General features: G+C 71.6%; 21 protein-coding genes. 14 read left to right on the top strand and 7 right to left on the bottom strand.

From position 1 onward, the window contains the following. Positions 1-15: 15 nt before the first annotated feature. The 3 genes from CLV43_RS15745 to CLV43_RS15735 are packed head-to-tail and all read right to left on the bottom strand — an operon-like array spanning position 16 to position 2,274. Complete coding sequence (locus CLV43_RS15745) at positions 16-813, bottom strand: DNA-formamidopyrimidine glycosylase family protein (protein WP_106187907.1); 798 nt, start codon at positions 811-813, stop codon at positions 16-18. Then, complete coding sequence (locus CLV43_RS15740) at positions 800-1,435, bottom strand: LysE family translocator (protein ID WP_106187906.1); 636 nt, start codon at positions 1,433-1,435, stop codon at positions 800-802. The genes CLV43_RS15745 and CLV43_RS15740 overlap by 14 nt, the downstream gene beginning before the upstream one ends. Further along, a complete protein-coding gene (locus CLV43_RS15735; protein WP_245886491.1) occupies positions 1,432-2,274 on the bottom strand; it encodes a ParA family protein in 843 nt (280 codons plus the stop codon). The genes CLV43_RS15740 and CLV43_RS15735 overlap by 4 nt, the downstream gene beginning before the upstream one ends. A 98-nt stretch (positions 2,275-2,372) precedes the next feature. Here CLV43_RS15735 and CLV43_RS15730 point away from each other — a divergent pair, with 98 nt between their 5' ends. The 5 genes from CLV43_RS15730 (at position 2,373) to CLV43_RS15710 (ending at position 6,689) form a co-directional block, all read left to right on the top strand. Further along, on the top strand, positions 2,373-3,104 hold the full coding sequence (locus tag CLV43_RS15730) for a class I SAM-dependent methyltransferase (RefSeq protein ID WP_106187904.1): 732 nt from the start codon (positions 2,373-2,375) through the stop codon (positions 3,102-3,104). A gap of 95 nt (positions 3,105-3,199) precedes the next feature. Next, positions 3,200-3,955, top strand: coding sequence for an RNA polymerase sigma factor (locus tag CLV43_RS15725; RefSeq protein ID WP_106187903.1), 756 nt, complete (start codon positions 3,200-3,202; stop codon positions 3,953-3,955). 194 nt (positions 3,956-4,149) lie between these two features. Beyond that, positions 4,150-4,734: a sigma-70 family RNA polymerase sigma factor gene (locus tag CLV43_RS15720; protein WP_211304396.1), complete on the top strand. Its 585-nt coding sequence runs from the start codon at positions 4,150-4,152 to the stop codon at positions 4,732-4,734. A gap of 512 nt (positions 4,735-5,246) precedes the next feature. Beyond that, positions 5,247-5,915: an RNA polymerase sigma factor gene (locus CLV43_RS15715; RefSeq protein ID WP_146174777.1), complete on the top strand. Its 669-nt coding sequence runs from the start codon at positions 5,247-5,249 to the stop codon at positions 5,913-5,915. Positions 5,916-6,116: 201 nt separating this feature from the next. After that, positions 6,117-6,689 (top strand): sigma-70 family RNA polymerase sigma factor, encoded by a 573-nt coding sequence (locus CLV43_RS15710; protein ID WP_211304395.1) that lies wholly within the window; start codon positions 6,117-6,119, stop codon positions 6,687-6,689. Positions 6,690-6,737: 48 nt separating this feature from the next. On the opposite strand, the gene CLV43_RS15705 is transcribed toward CLV43_RS15710, so the two are convergent. Then, the gene (locus tag CLV43_RS15705; RefSeq protein WP_106188258.1) at positions 6,738-8,027 is read right to left on the bottom strand and encodes a glutamine synthetase family protein; all 1,290 of its coding nucleotides are present in this window, start codon (positions 8,025-8,027) and stop codon (positions 6,738-6,740) included. Positions 8,028-8,052: 25 nt separating this feature from the next. On the opposite strand from CLV43_RS15705, the gene CLV43_RS15700 reads away from it, so the two are divergent. The 6 genes from CLV43_RS15700 (at position 8,053) to CLV43_RS15675 (ending at position 14,086) form a co-directional block, all read left to right on the top strand. Continuing rightward, a complete protein-coding gene (locus CLV43_RS15700; protein ID WP_106187900.1) occupies positions 8,053-9,156 on the top strand; it encodes an amidohydrolase family protein in 1,104 nt (367 codons plus the stop codon). Positions 9,157-9,196: 40 nt separating this feature from the next. After that, complete coding sequence (locus CLV43_RS15695) at positions 9,197-10,474, top strand: DNA polymerase IV (protein ID WP_106188257.1); 1,278 nt, start codon at positions 9,197-9,199, stop codon at positions 10,472-10,474. Between the two features lie 69 nt (positions 10,475-10,543). Next, positions 10,544-11,197, top strand: coding sequence for a Crp/Fnr family transcriptional regulator (locus CLV43_RS15690; RefSeq protein WP_245886487.1), 654 nt, complete (start codon positions 10,544-10,546; stop codon positions 11,195-11,197). Between the two features lie 87 nt (positions 11,198-11,284). Then, positions 11,285-11,584, top strand: a complete 300-nt coding sequence (locus CLV43_RS15685) for a hypothetical protein (RefSeq protein WP_106187899.1) — start codon at positions 11,285-11,287, stop codon at positions 11,582-11,584. An 87-nt stretch (positions 11,585-11,671) separates the two neighbouring features. Continuing rightward, the gene (locus tag CLV43_RS15680) at positions 11,672-12,262 is read left to right on the top strand and encodes a hypothetical protein (RefSeq protein ID WP_106187898.1); all 591 of its coding nucleotides are present in this window, start codon (positions 11,672-11,674) and stop codon (positions 12,260-12,262) included. A gap of 1,434 nt (positions 12,263-13,696) precedes the next feature. Beyond that, positions 13,697-14,086, top strand: coding sequence for a DUF3040 domain-containing protein (locus CLV43_RS15675; RefSeq protein WP_106187897.1), 390 nt, complete (start codon positions 13,697-13,699; stop codon positions 14,084-14,086). Positions 14,087-14,529: 443 nt separating this feature from the next. Here the strand turns inward: CLV43_RS15675 and CLV43_RS15670 are convergent, their stop codons facing one another. Genes CLV43_RS15670 through CLV43_RS15660 form a run of 3 tightly spaced genes read right to left on the bottom strand, consistent with a single transcriptional unit; the run spans position 14,530 to position 19,338 of the window. Further along, complete coding sequence (locus CLV43_RS15670; protein ID WP_106187896.1) at positions 14,530-16,971, bottom strand: transglutaminase TgpA family protein; 2,442 nt, start codon at positions 16,969-16,971, stop codon at positions 14,530-14,532. Further along, positions 16,971-18,236: a DUF58 domain-containing protein gene (locus CLV43_RS15665; protein ID WP_106187895.1), complete on the bottom strand. Its 1,266-nt coding sequence runs from the start codon at positions 18,234-18,236 to the stop codon at positions 16,971-16,973. The genes CLV43_RS15670 and CLV43_RS15665 overlap by 1 nt, the downstream gene beginning before the upstream one ends. Before the next feature lies 1 nt (position 18,237). After that, complete coding sequence (locus tag CLV43_RS15660; protein WP_106187894.1) at positions 18,238-19,338, bottom strand: AAA family ATPase; 1,101 nt, start codon at positions 19,336-19,338, stop codon at positions 18,238-18,240. A gap of 476 nt (positions 19,339-19,814) precedes the next feature. Between CLV43_RS15660 and mraZ the strand changes: the two genes are divergently transcribed. The 3 genes from mraZ (at position 19,815) to ftsL (ending at position 22,026) form a co-directional block, all read left to right on the top strand. Then, entirely contained in the window at positions 19,815-20,246 is a 432-nt protein-coding gene (mraZ, locus tag CLV43_RS15655; protein WP_106187893.1) for a division/cell wall cluster transcriptional repressor MraZ, read from the top strand. A 170-nt stretch (positions 20,247-20,416) separates the two neighbouring features. After that, on the top strand, positions 20,417-21,373 hold the full coding sequence (gene rsmH, locus CLV43_RS15650; protein WP_106187892.1) for a 16S rRNA (cytosine(1402)-N(4))-methyltransferase RsmH: 957 nt from the start codon (positions 20,417-20,419) through the stop codon (positions 21,371-21,373). Further along, the gene (gene ftsL, locus CLV43_RS15645) at positions 21,370-22,026 is read left to right on the top strand and encodes a cell division protein FtsL (protein ID WP_211304377.1); all 657 of its coding nucleotides are present in this window, start codon (positions 21,370-21,372) and stop codon (positions 22,024-22,026) included. Before rsmH ends, ftsL begins: the two co-directional genes overlap by 4 nt.

The raw sequence follows: 22,026 nt of genomic DNA, 5'->3' as shown, positions 1-22,026 counted from the left end.
AGCGGGAACGGCCGGTCACCGCGAGGGCGTCGGCTGGCAGCGGGGGCACCAGTAGGAGAGGCGGGCGGTGTGGTCGTCGCCCTGCGTCGCGACCTTGATCCGGGTGCCGCAGCGCCTGCACGGCTTGCCGCCGCGCTCGAACACCCAGTGCTGCCGCCCCCGCCCCAGCTGGCCGGTGGTGCTCTGCTCCGGGTGCCAGGCGTTGGCCAGCAGGAGCTTGCGCGCGAGCCGGACGGCCTCGGCGGGGTCGACGGCGGACACCGGCGCCCACGGGGACACGTGCAGCAGGAAGCAGACCTCGGCCTTGTAGAGGTTGCCCACACCGGCCATGACCCGCTGGTCCAGCAGGGCCGGGCCCAGCTGGCGGTCGGGGGCGGCGGCGAGGGCGCGGGCCGCCTCGGCGGCGTGGGCGTCGGACCAGTCCGGTGCCAGCAGGTCGGGGCCGAGGTGGCCGACGAGCCGGTCCTCCTGGGAGGTGGGGACGAGCTCCAGGTCGTGCAGGGCGAAACCGATGGCGAACCGGTCGTCGACCTCCAGGATCGCCCGCACCTGGTGGGCGGGCCGCTGCCACTTCTGGCCGGGGCGGTAGAGGTGCCAGGCGCCGTCCATGCGGAAGTGGCTGTGCAGGCTCAGGTCGCCGGAGAAGCGGGTGAGCAGGTGCTTGCCGACCGAGCGCACACCGAGCACGGTGCGGCCCGTCAGGTCGTTGGTGACGAGCCGGGGGTGCCGCAGCTCGGCCCGCAGCAGCGTCTTGCCGGCCAGCGCCTCGTCGAGGCGGTGGCCCGCGAGGAAGACCGTGTCACCCTCGGGCACTGCCGGCGAACGCCACTTTCACACCGAAGCCGATGAGCACGGACGCCGTGAGCCGCTCGGTCCACAGCCGCACCCCTGGTCTGGTCAGCACGACGGCCGCGCGGCCCGCGAGCCCCACGACGACGAGCTGCCAGATCTGCCCCACGCCGACGTGGATGCCCACCAGGAGCACCGCCCAACCCGTCGAGCCGGAGTCGGTGGGCAGGAACTGGGGGAGCAGGCTCAGGTAGAACACGCCGATCTTGGGGTTGAGCACGTTCGTGGTGAAGCCGATCCGCAACGCCCGCGGCGGCGTGGTCGGCCGCGTGGCGGCCCGGTCCTCGCCAGCGCGCCCGCGCCACGACCGCCACAGGGCCGAGCCGCCCAGCCACAGCAGGTACAGCGCGCCCGCCCAGCGCAGCACGTCGTAGGCGAACCGGGAGGCGACCAGCAGCGCCGTGAGACCGGCGATGCTCGCCGCGCCCCAGACCAGGCAGCCGAGCGTGGTGCCGAGACCGCCGAACACGCCCGCCCTGCGCCCGCCGCCGAGCACCATGCGCAGCAGCATCATGGTGTCCAGGCCCGGCGTGACCGTGAGCAGCACCGCCGTGGCGGTGAACGCGAGCAGGGCGGCCGGGCTCACGCGTCGACCGCCTCCTGGATCTCCTCGTCGTCGAAGTCCTGGTGCACCGCGCGGCGGCGGCTGCGGCTGACCCGCAGCACCCGTGCCAGCAGCAGGTTGAACGCCAGCGCGACCTCGCGGGCGCCGGGCGTGCCCCACTCGTGGATCGGCATGCACGCGCCCTGCGCCTGCTGGACGGCCAGCCGGTCCGGCAGCGCCACGGGCATCACCAGCGGGCCGAAGATGTCGCGCAGCTCCTCGATGCGGAACTGGTGCTCGTGCGAGCGCGGCCGGACCCGGTTCACCACGACGCCCAGCGGTTGCAGGTCGGCGTTGTTCTCCCGCTCGTTCTGGACGGCCTCGAACGCCCGCTGCACGCCCGCGACCGCGAACATGGTCGGCTCGGTGATCAGCAGCGCGCGGTCCGCGGCGACGAGCGCCGACCGGGTCAGCTGGCCAAGCGACGGCGGGCAGTCGAGCAGCACGAGCTGGTAGGGGTAGTCGTCGTCGCGGTCCTTGATCAGGGTCAGGGCCTCGCGCAGCCTGCCCAGCCGGGTCTGGCCGGGGTCGGGGTGGTTCAGCGACTCCGCGTCCTCGGAACCGGAGAGGACGTCGACGCCCTCGCCCCACGTGCTCGGCGCGACCGCTCTCTCCAGGACCTCGAGGGTGGGTTCCCGCAGGACGTCGTAGATGGACGCCTCGGTCTCGGCGGGTTCCAGGGTCGACGTGGCGTTGCACTGCGGATCCAGATCGATCACCAGCGTCCGCACGCCACGGCGGAGCGCGGCCGAGGCGAGACCGAGCGCCACCGTCGTCTTGCCCACGCCACCCTTGAGGCTCAGCACTGCGACCGTATGCACGGGGTGCAGCCTACGGTCTTTACCAGATCTGTTCCGAACTTCGTCGGCCGCCATCGGTCGGCGTGCGCTGTCGGTACCACGCTCTACGCTCTACGACCATGCGACCGGACGCTGTGCACAGGGTGCTCGACGCCGAGCTGATCGCCGCGCGGGAGCGCCGGGGCGGGGAAGCGCCCAGGGTGCTCGACGTCGGCGGCGGCACGGGCGTGTGGGCGGTGCCCCTCGCCGTGGCCGGCTGCGCGGTCACGGTGATCGAGCCGAGCCCGAACGCGCTGGCGACGCTGCACCGCCGCGCGCGCGAGGCGGGCGTGCCGGACCGCATCACGGCGATCCAGGGCGACACCGACGCGCTGGGCGACCTGGCCGCCGAGGGCGAGGCGGACCTGGTGCTGGGGCACGGGCTGCTGGAGATCGTCGACGACGCCGCCGTGGCCGCCCTGGCCCTCGGAGCCGCCGCCGCCCCCGGTGGCGCGGTGTCCGTGCTGGTGGCGAACCGGTTCGCGGCGGTGCTGCACCGGGCGATCGCGGGCAGGCTGGTCGACGCCCGCAGGCTGCTCGACGATGCCGCCGGTCAGTTGGCCGGGACCAAGGACCCGCTGCTGCGCCGGTTCGACATCGCGGGCCTGGAGGCGCTGGTGCTCGGCGCCGGGCTGAAGGTCGAGCTGCTGCAGGGCTACGGCGTGGTGTCCGACCTGGTGCCGGGCTCTGTGCTGGAGTCGAACCCCGGCGCCGCGGAGGCGCTCGCGGAGCTGGAGCTGGCGGCCGCGACGAGGTCTCCGCTGCGGGACGTGGCGGCGCGACTCCACGTGATGGCCCGTCGCCCAGCGTGACGAAAATTTTCTTTCGTGAATCTTGTGAGGAAAGTGTTATTCGACGACATTGGTACCAGTGAAGGCAGCGGACGTGTCTACGTAGGGATCGGTGGATGGGTTTTCTCGAGGGGTCCCAGGAGCCGGGCGACCCGGTTTTAGGGGAACTCTCCACCCACGACGTCGACCACTACTTCCGGTCGGGCGCGGACGACGCGCACCGGGTCCGGGTGGACATGCTCCTGCACCAGCACTTCCGCGAACGCGGACTCACCGGTGGGGTGTCCCAGATGGTCCTGAACCAGCTGCTCGGCTACGGGCTGGAGTTCGTCAAGGGCCTGGTGCGCTCCGGCGGGATCTTCGCCAGCTCGGGCAAGAACGGCTGGGGCGTCATGCGGCAGAAGGTGCCGCACGACGACGTCGAGGACCTGTCCAGCGAGGTCGTCTGGGACGGCTTCGAGATGTTCCGCGACCGCGGTCTGATCGGCGGCCGCTGGTCGCCCTACGACGGCCTGTCCCTCAAGCAGTACTACTCGAACGCCTGCGTCCTGAGCTTCCCCAACACCTACCGCAGGTGGCAGCGGGGCAGGCGGGAGTGGGTGGACGTCGAGCTGATGGACGCGTGGTCGACGGTCGACCAGCTGCACGGCGACCAGTCCGCCGAGGACACCGTGGTCACGCAGGCGGTGCTGGATTCACTGTTCAAGCACATCGGGCACAGCGACGGCGCGCTGCTGGAGCTCGTGCGCGGCGGGTACAGCCCCGCCGAGATCGGAGAGTTGATGCGGCTCAAGCCCCACACCGTGGAGGTCCGCATCTCGCGGGCGCGCGCGGTGGCCCGCCGTTACCTCAGCCGCGAAGGTGGTCTGTGATGTCGTCGTCCATCGACGTGACCGCCGAGCGGCACCGCAGGATCGTCGACGGGGAGTCCACCCTCGACAGCTCCTCCCTGGGTGAGGCGGGTGCCGCGAGCCTGGCCAAGCGCGCCCACGGCAGCAAGCTCGACGAGCTGGTCGCCCGCGCGGCGACGGTCAAGATCGTGCCCGCGGCGGAGCCCTCGGTCGCCGTGCTCTCCGCGCGCCCGGACGACCTGGCCGCCGAGGTCGCGCTGGCGATCAGCGGCGACCGACCGGCCGTGGAGCGCCTGCTCGGCTCCATCCGGCCGCTCGTGGTCCGCTACTGCCGGGCCAGGATCGGACGCCAGGAGCGCTCGTTCGCCTCGGCGGACGACGTCGCCCAGGAGGTCTGCCTCGGTGTGCTGACGGCCCTGCCGTCCTACCGCGACCAGGGGCGCCCGTTCCTGGCGTTCGTGTACGGCATCGCCGCGCACAAGGTCGCCGACTCGCACCGGGCGTCGGCCCGCAACCGCTCCGAGCCCGTCCCGGACGTGCCGGACGGTCCCGAGCAGGAGGCCGGTCCCGAGCAGCGCGCCATGCGCGGCGAGCTGTCCCGCGAGATGGCGTCGCTGCTGAAGGTGCTCCCCGACAAGCAGCGCGAGATCCTGCTGCTGAGGATCGTCGTCGGCCTGTCCGCCGAGGAGACCGCCGACGCCGTCGGCTCCACCCCCGGTGCCGTGCGCGTGGCCCAGCACCGCGCTCTCACCCGCCTGCGCAAGGTGCTCAGCCCCGAGGACGTCCTGGATCGCGAGTGACCCGCCGCCGCCTTCCGGGTGGCGGGTACGTCCGGTGTCCCGATTTTCGGGTGAATTCACTCTTTCGAGTGGTCCTTACTCACCAATAACGACGTTGTGCATTGTCAGACGCCCGTCCCGGTGGTCGATAGGGGCACAATCCGCACAACTGCGGATCCTTATGGCAATCCATGTCGCAGAATGGCATACTGCTGATGCGCTTCTGGTCAAAGCGTGCGCCTCTATGAGGACGATGTAGTTTCGATACTTATCAGTCTCGGCTTCGTTGTTCTGATGGCGCACGCCCGTTCTACCCCGGTAAGCATTTGAATCCCCTATAGCTGCATTTGCGTGTGGAAATCCAGTGAGGTTGGTCTTCTCCTGCGACATGACATAGGTGAAGACGAAAACATCATCAACGTTGGGACATGTCGATGGGTGGTCTTCTCGAGGAGCCTCGAGAGCCGGGAGTGGACCTGTCGCCCCTGGCGGAGCTGGCCGTCCACGACGTCGCGGACTACCTGGCGCCGGACGTGGACGAACAGCGGCGGTTGAACACGGATGTGCAGATCCACCAGCACTTCCGCGAGAACGGGGTATCCGGTGCGGTGTCGGAACGCCTCTTCCACCAGCTTCTCGGATACGGGCTGGGTTTTGTTACCGCACTCGTCAGGTCGGGGGCCATCTTCGCCGCGGCCCGCAAACGCGGATGGGCGGTGAAGCAGCAGGTGGTACCGCATTTCGAAGTGGACGAACTGGTGAGCGACGTGGTGCTCGACGGTTTCGGGATGTTCTGCGACATCGGAGTCGAGAAGGGCGGCTGGTCACCGCACGACGGCGGCCTGCCTTTGAAGGTGTACTACATCAACGCGTGCCTGCTCAGCTTTCCGAACCGGTACCGGAAATGGCAGCGCGGCAGGCGCGACTGGGAAGGCCTCGAGCTGATGGAGGCCTGGTCCACCGTGGACCGCTTGTTCACCGAGCGCTCCGCGGAGGACGTGGTCGTCGCGCACGCGGTGGTCGACTCGCTGTTCAAGCACATGGGCGAGAACGACAAGGCCCTCCTGGCGCTCGTCCAGGACGGCTACACGGCCGCGGAGATCGGCGACATCCTGCGGATCAAGACGCACGCGGCGGAGGTCCGCATCTCCAGGGCGCGCGCGACGGCTCGCCGGTACCTGAACCGTGATGGGGGGCTGTAGGCGATGAGGGACCTGGAAGAAGACATCTCGAGTGGTAGGCACCGGCGTCTGGTCGACGTCGAGGGAGCGGTGGGGGGCTCGTCCTTGGGAGCATCGGGTGCGTCGCGCCTGGCCGAACGCGGGCAGGGCCCGGTGCTGGACGCGCTGGTGGCCCGTGTCGCGGTGAAGACCGCACCGGCCCCGGAGCCGTCCGCGGCGGTGCTGTCCACCCGCCCGGAGGACCTCTCGGAGGTCGTGACGCTGGCCATGGCCGGCAACCGGAAGGCCGTCGAGCGCCTGCTGACGTCCATCCGCCCGCTGGTAGTCCGCTACTGCCGGGCGAGGATCGGACGGCAGGAGCGCTCGTTCGCCTCGGCGGACGACGTGGCGCAGGAGGTGTGCGTCGGGGTGTTGACGGCGCTGCCCACCTACCGCGACCAGGGCCGTCCGTTCCTGGCGTTCGTGTACGGCATCGCCGCGCACAAGGTCGCCGACGCCCACCGCGCCTCGGCCCGCAACCGGACCGAACCGGTCTCCGACGTCCCGGACGCCCCGGAGACCGAGGCCGGTCCGGAGCTGCTGGCCATGCGCGGCGAGCTGTCCCGCGAAATGGGCGAGCTGCTCAAGGTGCTGCCCGACAAGCAGCGGGAAATCCTCCTGCTGCGGATCGTCGTGGGCCTTTCCGCGGAGGAGACCGCGCAGGCCATCGGTTCCACTCCGGGCGCGGTCAGGGTCGCGCAGCACCGCGCTTTGACAAAACTGCGGAAAACCATGCCGCTCGACAAGCTGAGGTAGGAGGCGGCGGTTTTCCCTTCGGGGGGCCGCCGATCCGCAGAAAAAGGGTCAATGCCTCCACCGGGTGACCGCCACCACTTCTTCGGGGGACGACTCGGCGAACAGCGCCAATTCCCCTCGCCTGACGTCGGCGATGGTCGCGGCGAATTCCACCCCGAAAGCCCCGACGAGCACCTGGTCGCTTTCGAAGGCGTCGACGGCCTCGCCCAGTGACAACGGCAACCGCGGCACGCCCTCGATCGTCGCCGGATCCACGCCGTGCGGATCCGGCAACGCGGTCCCCTCCGTCAACCCGGCCAATCCGGCACTCAAAACGCCCGCGACTACCAGATAGGGATTGGCCGACAGGTCGAACGACTTCACCTCGAGATTCGCGGACTCCCCGCCTATCAACCGCAACGCCGTTTCGCGGTTCTCCACACCCCACGCGGCGTAAGGGGCGGCCCAATGGGAGGGCACCAACCGCAGATAGCTCGCGACCGACGGCGACCCGATCGCGCACAACCCCGGCAGGTGCGCCAACACCCCGGCCGTGAACCCCTCGGCCTCGCGGGAAAGGCCGAACCGCCCGCCGCCCGCGAACAGGTTCTCCTCGCCCCGCCAGAGGCTCACGTGCAGGTGCCCGCCGTTGCCCACGCCGCCCACGGCCACCTTCGGCGAGAACGACGCCCGCATCCCGTGCCGCGCGGTGACGGCCCGGATCGTCTCCTTGACCAGCACCACCGTGTCCGCGGCCCGGACCGGGTCGGTGGGCGCCGTGGAGACCTCGAACTGGCCCGCCGCGTACTCGGGGTGGAACTGGAGCACCCGCACCCCCTGCTCGGCCAGCGCCGTGAGCAGGGCGACGCAGTAGTCGGACACCTCGACCTGCCGGGTGTGCCCGTAGGCGGGGCCCTCGGTGGCCGGGGTGAAGTCGTCGCCCGGCCGTCCCACGACCCACTCGACCTCGAACCCGGCCCGCGCGGAGAACCCGTGCTCGGCGAGCCTGTCGACCGCGGTCTTCGCCAGCCCCCGCTGGTCCAGCTCGTACGGGCGGCCGTCCTGGTGGAACCGGTCGCCCGGCGCCCACGCCCACCCCGGCTGCCCGGCCAGGACGGTGAGCCGGTCGAGGTCGGGCCGCACCCGCAGGTCGCCGACCGGGCCACCGACGTACCGGCCGTCGACGATCGTGTCCTCCAGCAGGAACACGTCGAACACCGGCGACGCGCCGAGGCCGTGGACGGCGGCGTTCGGGAGCTCCGCCGTGGGCACGGACTTCACCCGCGTGATGCCGCTGTTGTCGACCCAGGTCACGGCGACGGCCACCACGCCGCGCCCGGCGAGCTCGGAAGTGTCCATGCGCACATGCTGCTACAACGGGCGGATGCTGCCCTTCGTCGCGGACCTCAGGCTGGTCGACCACCACTGCCACGGCGTGCTGCGCGCCGACGTGGACCGGACGGGGTTCGAGGAGCTGCTGACCGAGGCCGACCACGTGAGCCCGCTGGGCACCAGCCTGTTCGACTCCTCGATCGGGCTCGCGGTGCGCCGCTGGTGCCCGCCGGTCCTCGACCTGGAACCGCACGCGTCCGCCGAGGACTACCTGTACCGGCGGCGATCGCTCGGCGCGGCCGAGGTGAACCGGGCGTTCCTGATGGCCGCGGGCGTGGGGACCTACCTGGTCGACGGCGGCCTGTCGCCGGAGCTGCTGCTGCCGCACGCCGAGCTGGCCGCCGTGACCGGGGCGGAGTCCTTCGAGGTCGTGCGGCTGGAGCTGCTGGCGGAGCGGGTCGTGGCCGCCGGGTGCACGGCGGCGGGCTTCGCCGACGCCGTCCGGACCGCGTTGGACGCCTCGGACGCGGTGGGCGCGAAGTCGATCGCCGCCTACCGGGTCGGGCTGGCGCTGCGACCGGAGCGGCCGTCGGAGCCGGAGGTCGCCGCCGCGGCGGGCCGGTGGCTGGCCCGCGGCGGCCGGTGCGCCGACGAGGTGGTGTCCCGGTTCCTGGTGTGGGAGGCGCTCGACCGGCGGCTGCCGGTGCAGTTCCACGTCGGCTACGGCGACTCCGACGCCGACCTGCACCGCTGCGACCCGCTGCTGCTCACGGACCTCCTGCGGGCCACCGCGGGGCTCGGCGTGCCGGTGATGCTGCTGCACAACTACCCGTTCCACCGCAACGCCGGGTACCTCGCGCAGGTGTACCCGCACGTGTTCGTCGACCTCGGCCTGGCCACGCACGGCGTCGGCCACCAGGCGGGCCGCCTGCTCGCGGAGGCGCTGGAGGTGGTGCCGTTCGGGAAGTTCCTGTTCTCGACCGACGCGTACGGTCTGCCGGAGCTCTACCACCTGGGCGTGCTGCTGTTCCGGCGCGCGTTGTCGGACTTCCTGTCGGCGGCGATGGCGTCTGGTGACCTCGTCGAGGCCGACGCGGTGCGCATCGCTCGCCTGATCGGGCACGAGAACGCGCGCCGGGCGTACCGGCTGGACTAGACTCTCGAACTACTGTTCGATCAACTCGGCGAGGTGGGTGTTGGGGCGGAGCGCGAACCTGCCGCGCGGCCTGGTCGAGCGCTTCGTCGCGCGCGACGGGCGGTGGCCGGACGACACCGGCTGCCCGATGCTGCACGTCGACATGGACGCGTTCTACGCGGCCGTGGAGATCAGGGAGCGGCCCGAGCTGCGGCACAAGCCCGTCGTGGTCGGCGGTGTCGGCAACCGCGGGGTCGTGTCGTCGGCGAACTACATCGCCCGCGAGTTCGGCGTGCGGTCCGCGATGCCGACGGCGCACGCCCGCAGGCTGGCGCCGCACGCGGTGTTCCTGCCGCCCAGCTTCGGGCTGTACCAGGAGACCTCGCGCGGGGTGATGGCGATCTTCCGCGACATCTCGCCGCTGGTCGAGCCGCTGAGCCTGGACGAGGCGTTCATCGACGTCAGCGGCGCGCTGCGGCGGATGAACGCGACCTCGGGGGCGATCGCCGCGTTGATCAGGACGCAGGTGGAGGAGGCCTACGGCATCACCTGCTCGGTGGGGGTGGCGCCGACGAAGTTCCTGGCCAAGCTCGCGTCCGGCATGTGCAAGCCGGACGGGTTCATGGTCGTGCCGAAGGTCGCGGTGCTCGACTTCCTGCACCCGCTGCCGGTGTCGGCGCTGTGGGGCGTGGGCAAGCGGACCGCCGAGCAGCTCGACCGGGTCGGGCTGGAGACGGTCGGCGACATCGCGGCGACCCCGTTGCCCCGGCTGCGCAAGGTCCTCGGGGTCGCGCTGGCCGAACACCTGCACGCGCTGGCGCAGGGCCACGACGACCGGCCCGTGGTGCCGGAGTCGAAGGAGAAGTCGATCGGCGCCGAGGAGACGTTCGAGGTCGACCACTTCGACCGCGACCTGCTCAAGCGGGAGCTGCTGCGGCTGTCCGAGCGGTCGGCGAGCCAGCTGCGCGCCAAGGGGCTGCGCAGCCGGACGGTGTCGATCAAGGTGCGGTTCTCGGACTTCTCCACGATCACCCGGTCCCGCACGCTGCGGGTGCCGACGGACCTGACGCACGAGGTGTACGCGACCTCGTGCTCGCTGCTCGACGACCACGTGCCCGAGGGGGCCGTGCGGCTCATCGGGGTGCGGCTGGAGCAGCTCGTGGAGGACGAGAGCGGCGAGCAGCTGATGTTCGACGCCCCCGAACGCGGGTGGCGCGAGGCCGAGCAGGCCGCCGACCAGGCCAGGTCCAAGTTCGGCCTCGGCGCGATCCGGCCCGCGTCGCTGCTGGGCGCGCAGCCCCGGCGCTCCGGCGCGACGGAGCCGAAACCGGACCGCTGAGCCGTCCGTTCGGGTTGCGAATGGTCCGGTTCGGTGCGTTTTCGGCGATCACCGGTGCACCCTGTGGGCATGGAATCCGAGGTGGCGCGCTTCTGGGGTCTGCTCGACCCGGTCGGGCACGCGCTGCTGGAGTCCGTCGGCACCGTCCGCGGGTACGAGCCGGGTGCCGTCATCTGCCACCAGGGCGAGCCGTCGCAGCACGTCCTCGTCGTGCGCGGAGGGCTGTTCCGGGTGACCGCCACGTCGTCGAGCGGGCACGAGAAGGTGCTGGCCGTGCGCGGGCCGGGGGACATCGTGGGGGAGCGGTCGGCCGTGGACGGGCTGCCGCGGTCGGCGACCGTGCGGGCGCTGGGGGAGGCGTCGGCGCTGGTGATCCAGCCGCTGCGGTTCACCGAGCTGTGCAAGCGGCAGCCCCACATCGCGTGGGCCGTGCTGACCGTCGTGGTGTCGCGGCAGCGCGACGCGGACCGGCAGCGGATCCAGTTCAGCGGGACCGCCACCCAGCGCGTGGCCGCCGTGCTGCTCGACGTGGCCCTGCACCGCGGGGTGGGGTCGGCGGGCGCGGTCGCGTTGAGCCAGGAGGAGCTGGCCAGCACCGCGGGGACGTCGCGCGAGTCGCTCGTCCGGGTGCTGCGGCTGCTGCGCGAGCAGGGGATCGTGAGCACGGGCAGGCGGCGCATCGACATCCTGGCGCCGGACCGCCTCTACGAACTGGTCGGCTGAGCCCGTCCTTCTGCGGCACCTGACGCGGAACGACCCCCGGAACCGCACTACAAACAGGGGAGTCATCCAAGTAGGGGGTCCAACGACATGAACAGGCAACTGATCGAGAGGCTGGCCACCAGCGTCGTCTTCACCGCGGTCCAGGTAGGGGCCATGGCCGTGATCCTGGTGCGGCTGCACGTCTCCGGAGTGCTGGCCGCGGCCACGGCGTTCGTCATGGCGGGGGCCTTGATGGCGGTGCACGACGCGTGGGGCGACGTCCGGGCGGCTCGGAGGGGGGCTCGTGGGGCCGTCGGGTCCACCGAGTCGGCCGAGTCGTCCGGCTCCGCCGAGGGACTCGCCGGGATGCCCTCGGCCGCCCAGGAGCAGGACCTCGTCAAGTCGTGACCCCCGAGTTGTCCACAGGGCGGAGGGTTGTCCACAGATCGACCGGACCCGGTGGACCGAGGGGTGGGTCCGGTCGATCGTGGACGCATGCGAAACACGAACCGCACGCTGATCGACCTCGACGCCCTCGCCACCCTGTTCCACCACGGCATCGCCAGGGCGCACGACCTCATCCAGCTCGGCCTGTCCACCGCGCTGCTGCACCACCGCTGCCGCCCCGGCGGCCCCTGGCAGCACCTGCTGCCCGGCATCCTGCTCCTCACCCCGACCCGCCCGTCCAGACCGCAGCGCATCCAGGCCGCCCTCACCTACGCCGGACACCAGGCCCTGGTGACCGGCCTGGACGCCCTGCACCTGCACGGCATCCACACCATCCCCGCCACGGGGCCCATCCACGTCCTCGTCCCGCTCCACCAGCAACCGGACATCCCGGTCGACCTGCGCATCACCCGCACCAGAACCATGCCGAAACCCACCCTGCGCAAGTCCTTCCTCACCGCCCCACCCGCCCGCGCCCTGTCCGACGCCGCCGAACACCTCCCACCCCGCACCCTCACCCCGCTGATCGCCGCGACCCTCAAGTCCGGCGTCTCCCCCACCGCCCTCCGCACCCGCGGCAGCCCACCCCTGACCGCCGCCCTCGCCACCTTCCCCTTCCCCCAACCCCGCCGCCGCTGACCGGTGGGGCTGGGTCGGGGGTGACCGGGATGGCGGGCTGGGGTGACCGGGCGGGGTGACCGGGCGGGGTGACCGGGCGGGGTGACCGGGCGGGGTGACCGGGCGGATGGGGGTGACGGGCTGGGGTGACCGGGGTGGCGGGCCAGGGTGGTGGGCCGACGGCCAACTGGTCGGGCGCGGGGCCGGTTCGGGGTTGGCTGGTCTTGCGCGGACAGGCTCTGGGTCGAGTGGTCTGGTGGGGTCCGACTCTGGGCTGGCTGCTTCGGGATGGGCTGGGCTGGTTCGGGATGGGATCAGTTCGGTGCCGCCGGGCAGGGGCGGAAGGCCGGGGTGGCGGGCCGACGCCTGGCTGGCCGGGCGTGGGACCGGTTCGCCATTGGCTGGTCTGGTGCGGACTGGCTCTGGGCTGGGCGGGATCAGTTCGGTGCCAGCCGGGCAGAGGCGGAGGGCTGAGGGAGCGGGCCGACGGACGGCCAGCCGGGCGTGGGACCGGTTCGTGATTGGCTGGCCTGGTGCGGTCCGGCTCTGGGTTGGGCTGGGCTGGCTGGTTCGGATGGGATCAGTCCGGTGCCAGCCGGGCAGGGGCGGAGGGGCCGGGTGGCGGGCCGACGGCTGGGCTGGTTGGGCGCGGGCCGGTTCAGGGTTGGCCGGGTAGGGGGGGTGGATTCGGGCCGGGCCGGTTCGAGTTGGTCGGCTGGTCGGCGTGGACCGGTGGCGGGGTGGTTGGTCCTGGCGACTTGGGCGGTGTCGGTCTTGGCTGCTTGGTCATCCGTTCGGTCAGGCGCGGCTGTGGCCGATCGGGTCCCGATCTGCTTCCGACTTCCGAGCCTCGGCATCGAGATTCCGGGTTGGCGCGTCCACAGCTTCGGCCCTGCCGACAGCGCGGGGTGTTCCAGCTGTCCGCTCGGCTTTCCCGCGTGGGCGACTCGAAGGTCTGGACATCAAGCCCTCCGGTCGTGATCGGTGTGCCGGAGGTGGACAGATCGGTTGGGCTGCCGCCGGATTCGGTGGTCGTCAAGGGGTGTGGTGGGTCTCGTCAGGTCGGTGCGGGAGGTGGTTCGGGCACGGAGAGGTGGTTCGGCGATCACAATTTTTCCGGGACGGGCCGTTGTACCGCCATCAGGGTGACTCGTACACCTGAGGTCGGTAGTCGTACCCGTTGGGCGGTTTTCAAGGCGCCAGGAGGGCTGCACCTGCAGGAATGCGGTTACGAGGCGTTCCGGTAGGTGGTCTGCGCGTCACCTCACGGTGGTCTGACCGTTGACCCGTGAGGATGATGGTGACAGAACCAACCGCTTGAGGGCCCAGACTGGGTAGTCGCCGGGCTCTGCGGATCGTATCCTGGGGGATGACGCCCCCAAGGGGGGCGTCCGCCGGGACCGGCGGCAACCGTGAACACCCGGCGCCCGCGACCGCTGTGCCGGAGGAGGAGCCATGCCACTCTCCGAGCACGAGCAGCGACTGCTCGACCAGATCGAGCGCGCGCTCTACGCCGAGGACCCGAAGTTCGCATCCACTGTGCGCGGTGCCAAGCTGCGCAGGCCGTCCCGACGGCGTCGTATCCAGGGCATCGCTTTGTTCGCCGTGGGTGTGGCGCTGCTGGTCACGGGTGTGATGTTGCCGAAGCTCGCTGGTATCCCGGTGGTGAGCGTGGTCGGCTTCCTGCTGATGTTCTTCGGCGTGTTGATCACCCTGACGACACTTCGTCGCGGTGATCAAGGTGCCGAGGAGACGGATCAGGAAGGCAGCCGGCCCAGCCGCAGCCGCAGCTCGTTCTCACAAAAGATGGAAGAACGTTTCCGTCGACGCTTCGAGGACGAGTAGAACTCCGAACCGAAGATTTGCGCCGCGGCCTGCCCCTGAGGGGGTGGGCCGCGGTGTGTTTGTGGGGTGGTTGGTGCCTCGACGTCGGTATGGGAGGCCGGTGTGTCTCGCCCGGTGTCGGTGCCGTGGTCTCCGGGGGTGTCGCTACAGCTGTCTCCGGGTGCGGTCGGCTTGACTTGGGGCCCCTTTTTTGGGCTTCGTCGGGCGAAAAAGGGCAGGTGGTAGAGCCTGCCCGCCGCCGCAAGTTTAAGCCCAAAAACCCCAAGTCAAGCCGACCGCACTAGCGGACGAGCGTGCTCGCTTCCAGCATCGTTGGGCGACTTGTGTTCGCTCCCAGCTGGGCTGGGTGGTTGGTCATCTTGGTTCGCATGTGCCTTCTAAAAAGGTCTGCCGCCACCCTGTGGGACGGGTGGCGGCAGACCTTTGGTGGTGTTGGGCTTGGTCTAGCTTTCCGGGTCTTCTGGTGCGGTGGGGTGCAGTACTGAGCGGGGGAGGACCTTGGCGCGGAGGGCGAGGGGGGCGTTGCGGTTGAGGCTGCGGCGGACGTCGTCGACCGCGCGGGGGAGTTGTGGGTCGGCTTCGGGGTGGCCGCTGTACCAGGAGCGTTCGATGGCGCCGACGACGGAGCGGAGGCCGTCTCGGCCCTGTTCGTCGAGGTTGTGGGCGCGGGCCATGCGGCGGGCGGCTACGCGGACGGTTTCGGTGGGGGGGATGCGGGTGCCGCGGTCCACGGACTCGGCGATGAGCTCTTCCCAGGCGGCGTTGGCGGCTTGGGAGCCGAGGCCGGCGATGGAGTGCAGGCGGTTGCGGCGGCGGACGGCGCGGATGCCGTAGGGGGCCGCGGCGAGGCCGAGGAGGAACAGGGGGACGGCCAGCCACCAGGAGAACAGGGCGATGGCCAGGACGATGGTGAACGCCCAGCAGACGGCGGCGGCGGCCGCCACGGCGGGGCGGGCCCAGGGTTGTTTGGACAAGGGGGCCAGGAAGGCGGTGCCGTTCTGCATGAGGAGCAGCAGGGCGGTCAGCAGGGCGGCCAGTGCCGAAGCGACGACGAGCGTGATCCAGTGCCAGCGCGGGGTGACCTCGACCGGGGTGGTGTCGGCGAGGGCTTGGGCGTTGAGCTCGGCGGAGGAGGAGCTGGAGGTCGTGGTCTCGGTGGGGGCCGTGGTGGTCGTGGTGTCGCCCTCGTCGGGGAGCTGGGCCTGGCCGTCGGTGCCGGTGCCGCTGATGTAGGCCGGGACGACGCCGCGGCCGTCGGTGAGCGGGGTCGGGTCGAAGACGGTCCAGCCGACGCCCGCGAAGTAGATCTCCACCCACGCGTGCGCGTCCAGGCTGGTGATCGTCTTGTAGTCGTCGGTCTTGTACCCGCTGGTGAAGCCGAGCGCGACGCGGGTGGGCAGGCCGATCGTGCGGGCCATCACGGCCATGGCGGCGGAGTACTGCTGGCAGTAGCCGGTCTTGCCGTTGAACACGAAGTCGACCAGCGCGTCGGCGTTGGTGTCGCCCTCGGTCTTGGTCGAGTACTTGAAGCCCTGCGTGCCGTCGGTGAAGTACTTGTACAGCGCGGTGGCCTGGTCGAACTTGGTGGTCGAGCCCTTGGTGATCTGCCTGGCCAGCTGCGCGATGCTCGGGTCGATGCCGTCGACCTTGAAGTACACCTGGTCGACGTCGTCGGCGCTGCCGTTGGCGCGGCGCAGGTCGTCGGCCGACGGGGCGGTGAGCACCGTCTCCAGCGTGTACGGGTCCGCCTTGTGCTTGCGGGGGCTGTAGACCATGCCGCGCGCGGAGTCCCAGCGCCAGGTGCCGTCGGTGTTGGTGATCTTGCGCGGCCTGCCGTAGGTGGGCAGCCACACGTCGTTCCAGCCGACCGGGTCGATGTCGACGCGGGTGGTCTCGCCGCCGCCGGGGTCGCCGGGCTGCGGGGGCAGGTCGCCCTGGGCGGGGCTGCCCTCGGACAGGGCGCCGCCGACGGTCCACTCGCCGTTGTTGGGGTCGTACTGCTGCAGCGTCATCGCCCGCAGGTACGCCGACTCGGGCAGGCCGCGGACGTGGAACAGCTCCCTGGTCTCACCCTGGTTGAGCATGCCGCGCAGCTCGGTCATCGGCTTGAGGCCGAGCCCGTCCGCGCCGCCGCCGACGGAGTTGCCCGCACCGGGCAGCCTGCCGACGGTGCCGATCAGGGTGAACGTGGCCCCGGCGAACACGGCGATCACCACGGCCATGCCCGCCACGGCGGTCGCGGCGCCGCCGGAGCTGCTGCCCCCGCCGCCGCTCATCCGCCCGCGCCACGCCTCGTGCCGGTGCTGGCCGTCGACCACCAGGAGCAGCGCGAACGCCGCCGCGCCCAGCACGAACGTCCACAGCGGCAGCATCTCGTCGGCCAGCGACGCGGGCACCGCGAACACGCAGAGCAGCACCAGCCCGGACGCGGCGGGAGCCGCGGCGCCGACGGCGAGCGTGTCGACGAGGACCGCGACCAGGCCGATCGCGAGCATGATCAGGCAGCGCATCGCCGGGCTGTCGGAGACCGGCGGGATGCCCGTCTGCACCTCGGTGATCGAGTTGCCGAGCACCGACCACAGGTCCTCCAGGGACTGCGGGCCGGGCAGCGCGACCAGCACGCCGGTGCGGGTGAAGATCGTGACCAGCAGGCAGACGAGCGCGAAGATCTGGCCGATGCCGACCAGCGGGGCGGGCATCCGGAACGCGCGCAGCACCAGCCCGGTGCCGCTGACCACGGCGACCGCGACCAGCACGTAGAAGATCCACAGGCCGCCCGACACGACGCCGGAGAGCGCCGTCGCCGAGCACACCACCGCGAGAGCGGCGACGGCCGGTGTCACCGAGGTCGTCCAGTTGCCCGACTCGACCGCTCGCCCCGCCATCAGCCCACCTCCGTGCGCACCACGGGGCCGCGGTTGCCCGCGCTGTGGCACAGCTCTTGCCAGACCTGGTTCATCGGGCTCGCGGGCTTGGCGATGGAGACGCCCCAGCCCGCGATGTGCAGCAGCCGCTCGGCCTCCGAGACGTCCGGCGCCGGGTCCTCCGTCGGGCCCGCCCACTCGGCGACGTCGAGCAGCACGGCCAGGCTGCGCATGCCGCGCGGCCGGTAGCGGACCAGCCCGTCGATCACGGCCGGGGTGCACGCGCCGAGGACGGCGATGACCTCCTGGCCCGCGCCGGGGTCGATGCCCGCGGCGAGCTCACGGCGGTGCGAGGGCTGCAGCGCGGCGAGCGAGTCGAGCACCACGGCGTCGCTGTGGCCGCCGTCGCCGGAGCCGCCCGCGAGGACGCGGCCGTCCTCGGCGACGAGCTTGACCTGGTGGCCGAAGCGGTGCAGGTGCAGGCAGATGCTGGCGGTCATGGACACGGCCCACTCGAGGCTCGCGCTGGGGCCGCTGCCGCGGTGCGCGGTGAGCCGGTGGTCCAGCAGCACGGTCGTCCCGCCGCGCCACGGCCGCTCCTCGACGCGCACCATCAGCTGGTCGCGGCGGGCGGTCGAGCGCCAGTGCACCTTGCGCAGGTCGTCGCCGTGCCGGTACTCGCGGACGATCGCGTCGTCCTCGCCCTGGCCGCTGCGCAGCCGGATCGAGCCGTCGTCGCCCGCGCCCATGCCGGAGCCGCTGGGCAGCCCGTTCAACGAGGTCACCCTGGGCACCACGACCAGCCTGCTGCGGCCCGCGAGCTCGCGGTCGTACTCGACCAGCCCGAACGGGTCGGTCACCCGCGCCATCAGCGGGCCCACCTGCTGGATGCCGCGCATGACGGGCTTGAGCGGGTAGCGCAGGGCGGTGGCGGTGCTGCGCGGCAGCCGCTCCACCACGAACCGCGGCCTGCTGCCCAGCGCGTACGGGACGTTGTCCTCCAGCAGCAGCCCGCCGGTCGGCAGCCTGCCGGTGCTGCGCAGCTCGACGCGCACCTCGGTGGCGGAGCCGACCGGGACCCGGCTGGGGTAGAGGAAGCGGGCCGCGTGCAGGCCGATCCGGGCGCGGGTGGCCAGCCACGCGGCCAGCAGCGGCAGCGCGACCACGAACGCCGACACGCGCAGCAGGTCGCGCTCGTTCAGGACCAGGGCGCACAGCCCGGCCGCGAACCCCGCGGCGAGCAGGCAGCGGCCGCGGGTCGTCAGGCCGGAGAGGGCTCCACGCATCTCAGCGGTTCGTCCCTGCCTGCTGGTTGTACTGGCCGTTCGGCGTCGCCTGCGGCACGGGGACGCGCTGGAGCAGCGCGCGGACGAGGTCGGCGGGCGACCGGCGGGCGGCCTGCGCCTCGGCGGTGAGCACCAGCCGGTGGGCCAGCACGGGCACCGCGACGGCGTGGATGTCGTCCGGGACGACGAAGTCGCGGCCCGCCAGCGCCGCCTGCGCGCGGGCGGCGCGGACCAGGTGCAGCGTGGACCGCGGCGAGGCGCCCAGCCGCAGCTCGGGAAGCCTGCGGGTGGCCGAGACCAGCTCGACGGCGTACTTGCGGATCTCCTGCGACAGGTGCACCCGGCGGACCGTCTGCACCAGCTTGAGGATCTGCGCGGCGTCCGACACGGGCCGCAGCTCGTCCATCGGGTTGTTGCCCGCGTGCTCGTCGACCATGGCCAGCTCGGCGGCCGGGTCCGGGTACCCGATGGAGACGCGCGCGGTGAACCGGTCGCGCTGGGCCTCCGGGAGGGCGTAGGTGCCCTCCATCTCGATCGGGTTCTGGGTCGCGATCACCATGAACGGGGCACCGAGCGGGTAGGTCTTGCCGTCGACGGTGACCTGGTGCTCCTCCATGCACTCCAGCAGCGCGGACTGGGTCTTGGGGGAGGCGCGGTTGATCTCGTCGCCGACCACGATGTTCGCGAACACCGGCCCCGGCCGGAACTCGAACTCGTTGCCCTGCCGGTTGTAGATCGACGAGCCGGTGATGTCGCTGGGCAGCAGGTCCGGGGTGAACTGGATGCGGCTGACCGTGCAGTCGATCGACCGGGCGAGCGCCTTGGCCAGCGACGTCTTGCCGACGCCCGGCACGTCCTCCACGAGCAGGTGGCCCTCCGACAGCAGGGCGACCAGGGAGACCCGGACGACGTCCGGCTTGCCGACCAGGACCTTCTCCACGTTCGCGGCGATCCGCTGGACGGCCGTGTGCAGCTCGCCCAGCACGTCGTCAGGTCGTGTGCTGGGGCTGTGGGCGCCGCCGGGCACCGCGCCGCCCGCGGTCGGCGCACCCTGTCCGAACGTGCGGTCCGGTAGTGCTGCTGGCTGGGTACTCGGGGTCACTCGACCTCCTGGAGCGGGGCTGCCCGCGACCGGTGCACGGAATGGGCAAGCGTTTCACGCAGTGTGTCAAACCGGGGCGAAGTGCCCTACCCCCGATTCGACAGAGACCTGACGCTGGATAGGACGTGCGGCGTTGCACGGTGGTTCATTTTCCCCTGCCGCCACCTTCCCCCACCGCCGCCTCCACTTTCCCCCACCAGAGGGGTACCTGAACCCTTTTCGGGCCGTTTCACTGGTCCATCCGAGTGGCAAATCGGGCCTTCTGACTCACTCTGGGAGGTGGTGGTCGCCTCCGTCCCCCACCACGCGCCAGGCTCGCCGCAGGGCTTCTACCTGCATAAACGTATCGCGGGTCTCTTCGGAAACACTCGTTTCAGCGTTGACTGTGGTGAAAAGTGGGGTACTGTGGCGCCCGGTGGGGCTGACGGGGGCTCCACTGCCGGTCGGAGTCTGGTCGGCAGGGAGGTGGAGGTGCCATGTTCCTCGGCACGCACCTCCCCAGGCTGGACGACAAGGGTCGGCTGACGCTGCCCGCGAAGTTCCGGGATGCGCTAGCGGGGGGTGTCATGGTCACCAAGGGCCAGGACCACTGCCTCTTCGTGTTCCCGCGAGCCGAGTTCGAGCAGATGGCCAACAAGGTCGCGAGCGCCTCCTTCACCAACGAGTCCGTCCGCGCCTACCAGCGCTACCTGTTCGCCAGCACGGACGAGCAGCGGCCCGACGGCCAGGGCCGCATCTCGATCGTCCAGGAGCTGCGCAACTACGCCGGGCTGACCAAGGAGTGCGCGGTCATCGGCGCGGTCAACCGGTTGGAGATCTGGGACTCCCAGGCCTGGCAGCGCTACCTCGAGGCCCATGAGGGCAGCTACGCCGAAGCGCGGGAGGAGGTCCTCCCTGGCGTCTTCTGATCGGCCGTGAGTTGCACGACGTGGTTCGGGTGCCGTGAGGCCTCGGTCCGCTCGGCTTTCGGCCCTGGCGCACCTTCCCCGGCGCCAGGTTCGACGGGCGGGCGGGGACCTGACGACACCCGACCTCCACGTTGTGGCGGTCTTTCACGAAGCAAGGGAGGGGGCTTGAGATGGCGGAGCGACCACGGCACGTCCCAGTGCTGCTGAACCGCGTCCTCGAGCTGTTCGCCCCTGCCCTGGCCGACCGGCCCGCCGTGCTGGTGGACACCACCCTCGGCCTCGGCGGCCACGCCGAGGCCCTGCTGCGGGAGCACCCGCGGCTCACCCTCGTCGGGCTCGACCGCGACCCGCAGGCCATTGAGCTGTCGAGCAAGCGGCTCGCGGACTTCGGCGACCGCGTCAAGTTCGTCAACGTCACCTACGACCGCATCGCGGAGGCGGTGGACGACCTCGGCTACCGCCACGTCGACGGGGTCCTGATGGACCTCGGCGTGTCCTCGCTCCAGCTGGACGCGGAGGACCGCGGGTTCGCCTACTCCAGGGACTCGCCGCTCGACATGCGGATGAGCGCGGGCACCGGCCAGACCGCGGCGGACGTGCTCAACACCTACCCGCCCGGCGACCTGGTCCGGATCCTGCGCGACTACGGCGAGGAGCGGTTCGCCAAGAAGATCGTCAGCTCGGTGGTGCGGGAGCGCGAGCGCGAGCCGTTCACCACCAGCGGGCGGCTCGTCGAGCTGCTCTACGCGGCCGTGCCCGCGGCGACGCGGCGCACCGGCGGCCACCCGGCCAAGCGGACGTTCCAGGCGCTGCGCATCGAGGTCAACGAGGAGCTGGAGTCGCTGCGGCTCGCGCTCCCCGCCGCGCTGTCGGTGCTGGGCGTCGGCGGCCGGATCGTCGTCGAGGCCTACCAGTCGCTCGAGGACCGGATGGTGAAGCGCGCGATCGCCGACCTGTCCGTGTCGCGCAGCCCGCAGGGGCTGCCGGTGGAGCTGCCGGGCTACGGGCCCGAGTTCAAGCTCGTCACCAAGGGTGCCGAGCTGGCGAACGAGCAGGAGATCGAGGAGAACCCGCGGGCCGCCCCGGTGCGCCTGCGGGCCGCAGAACGGATCAAGGAGGCGTCATGACCGCACCGGCTCGAGTGGGCGGTACCTCTCCTGATCCGCGTCCCCGGCCCCGCCCGGAGAAGCCGCGCGAGCGGGCGCTCAAGGCCGTGCCGCCGTCGGCGGCGGGTGCCGCGCGCTCCCGGTCCGCCGCTACCGAGCGCGCCTACGCCCGCCGCGCCCAGCGCAACCAGAACCTGCGCGGCGGGGCGAGCACGCCGCAGCGCGCGGTCAACCCGGTGGCCAAGGCGCCGTTCGTGATCATGGTGATGGTCGTCCTGATCGCGGGTCTCGCCGCGATCATGTGGCTGTCCACCCAGGCCGCCGCGGACTCCTACCGCCTCCAGGAGGCGCACAACGAGGCCACGCGGCTGTCGCTGCGGGTCGAGCAGCTGCGCCAGGAGGTCGCGCTCGCCGAGTCGCCGACCAAGCTCGCCGAGGCCGCGGCCAAGCTCGGGCTGGTGCTCGCGGGCGACCCGGCGAAGCTCAAGCAGCTCCCGGACGGCACGGTCGAGGTGTACGGCAAGCCCTCGGCGGTCGAGGCCCCGCCGCCGCCTGCCCCGCCTGCTCCGTCCGTGCCGCCCGCGTCCTCCACGCCTCCGGCCACGCCCACCTCGGCGCCGCCGCCGCCCGCCGACCCGCAGAACCAACAGCCGCCAGTGGTGCCAGGAGGTTAG

This window comes from Umezawaea tangerina (assembly GCF_003002815.1).
In the GTDB taxonomy this organism is placed as follows: Bacteria; Actinomycetota; Actinomycetes; order Mycobacteriales; family Pseudonocardiaceae; genus Umezawaea; species Umezawaea tangerina.
The sequence above is the reverse complement of the archived record's forward strand: the minus strand, read 5'-3'. Positions and strand labels throughout refer to the sequence as shown.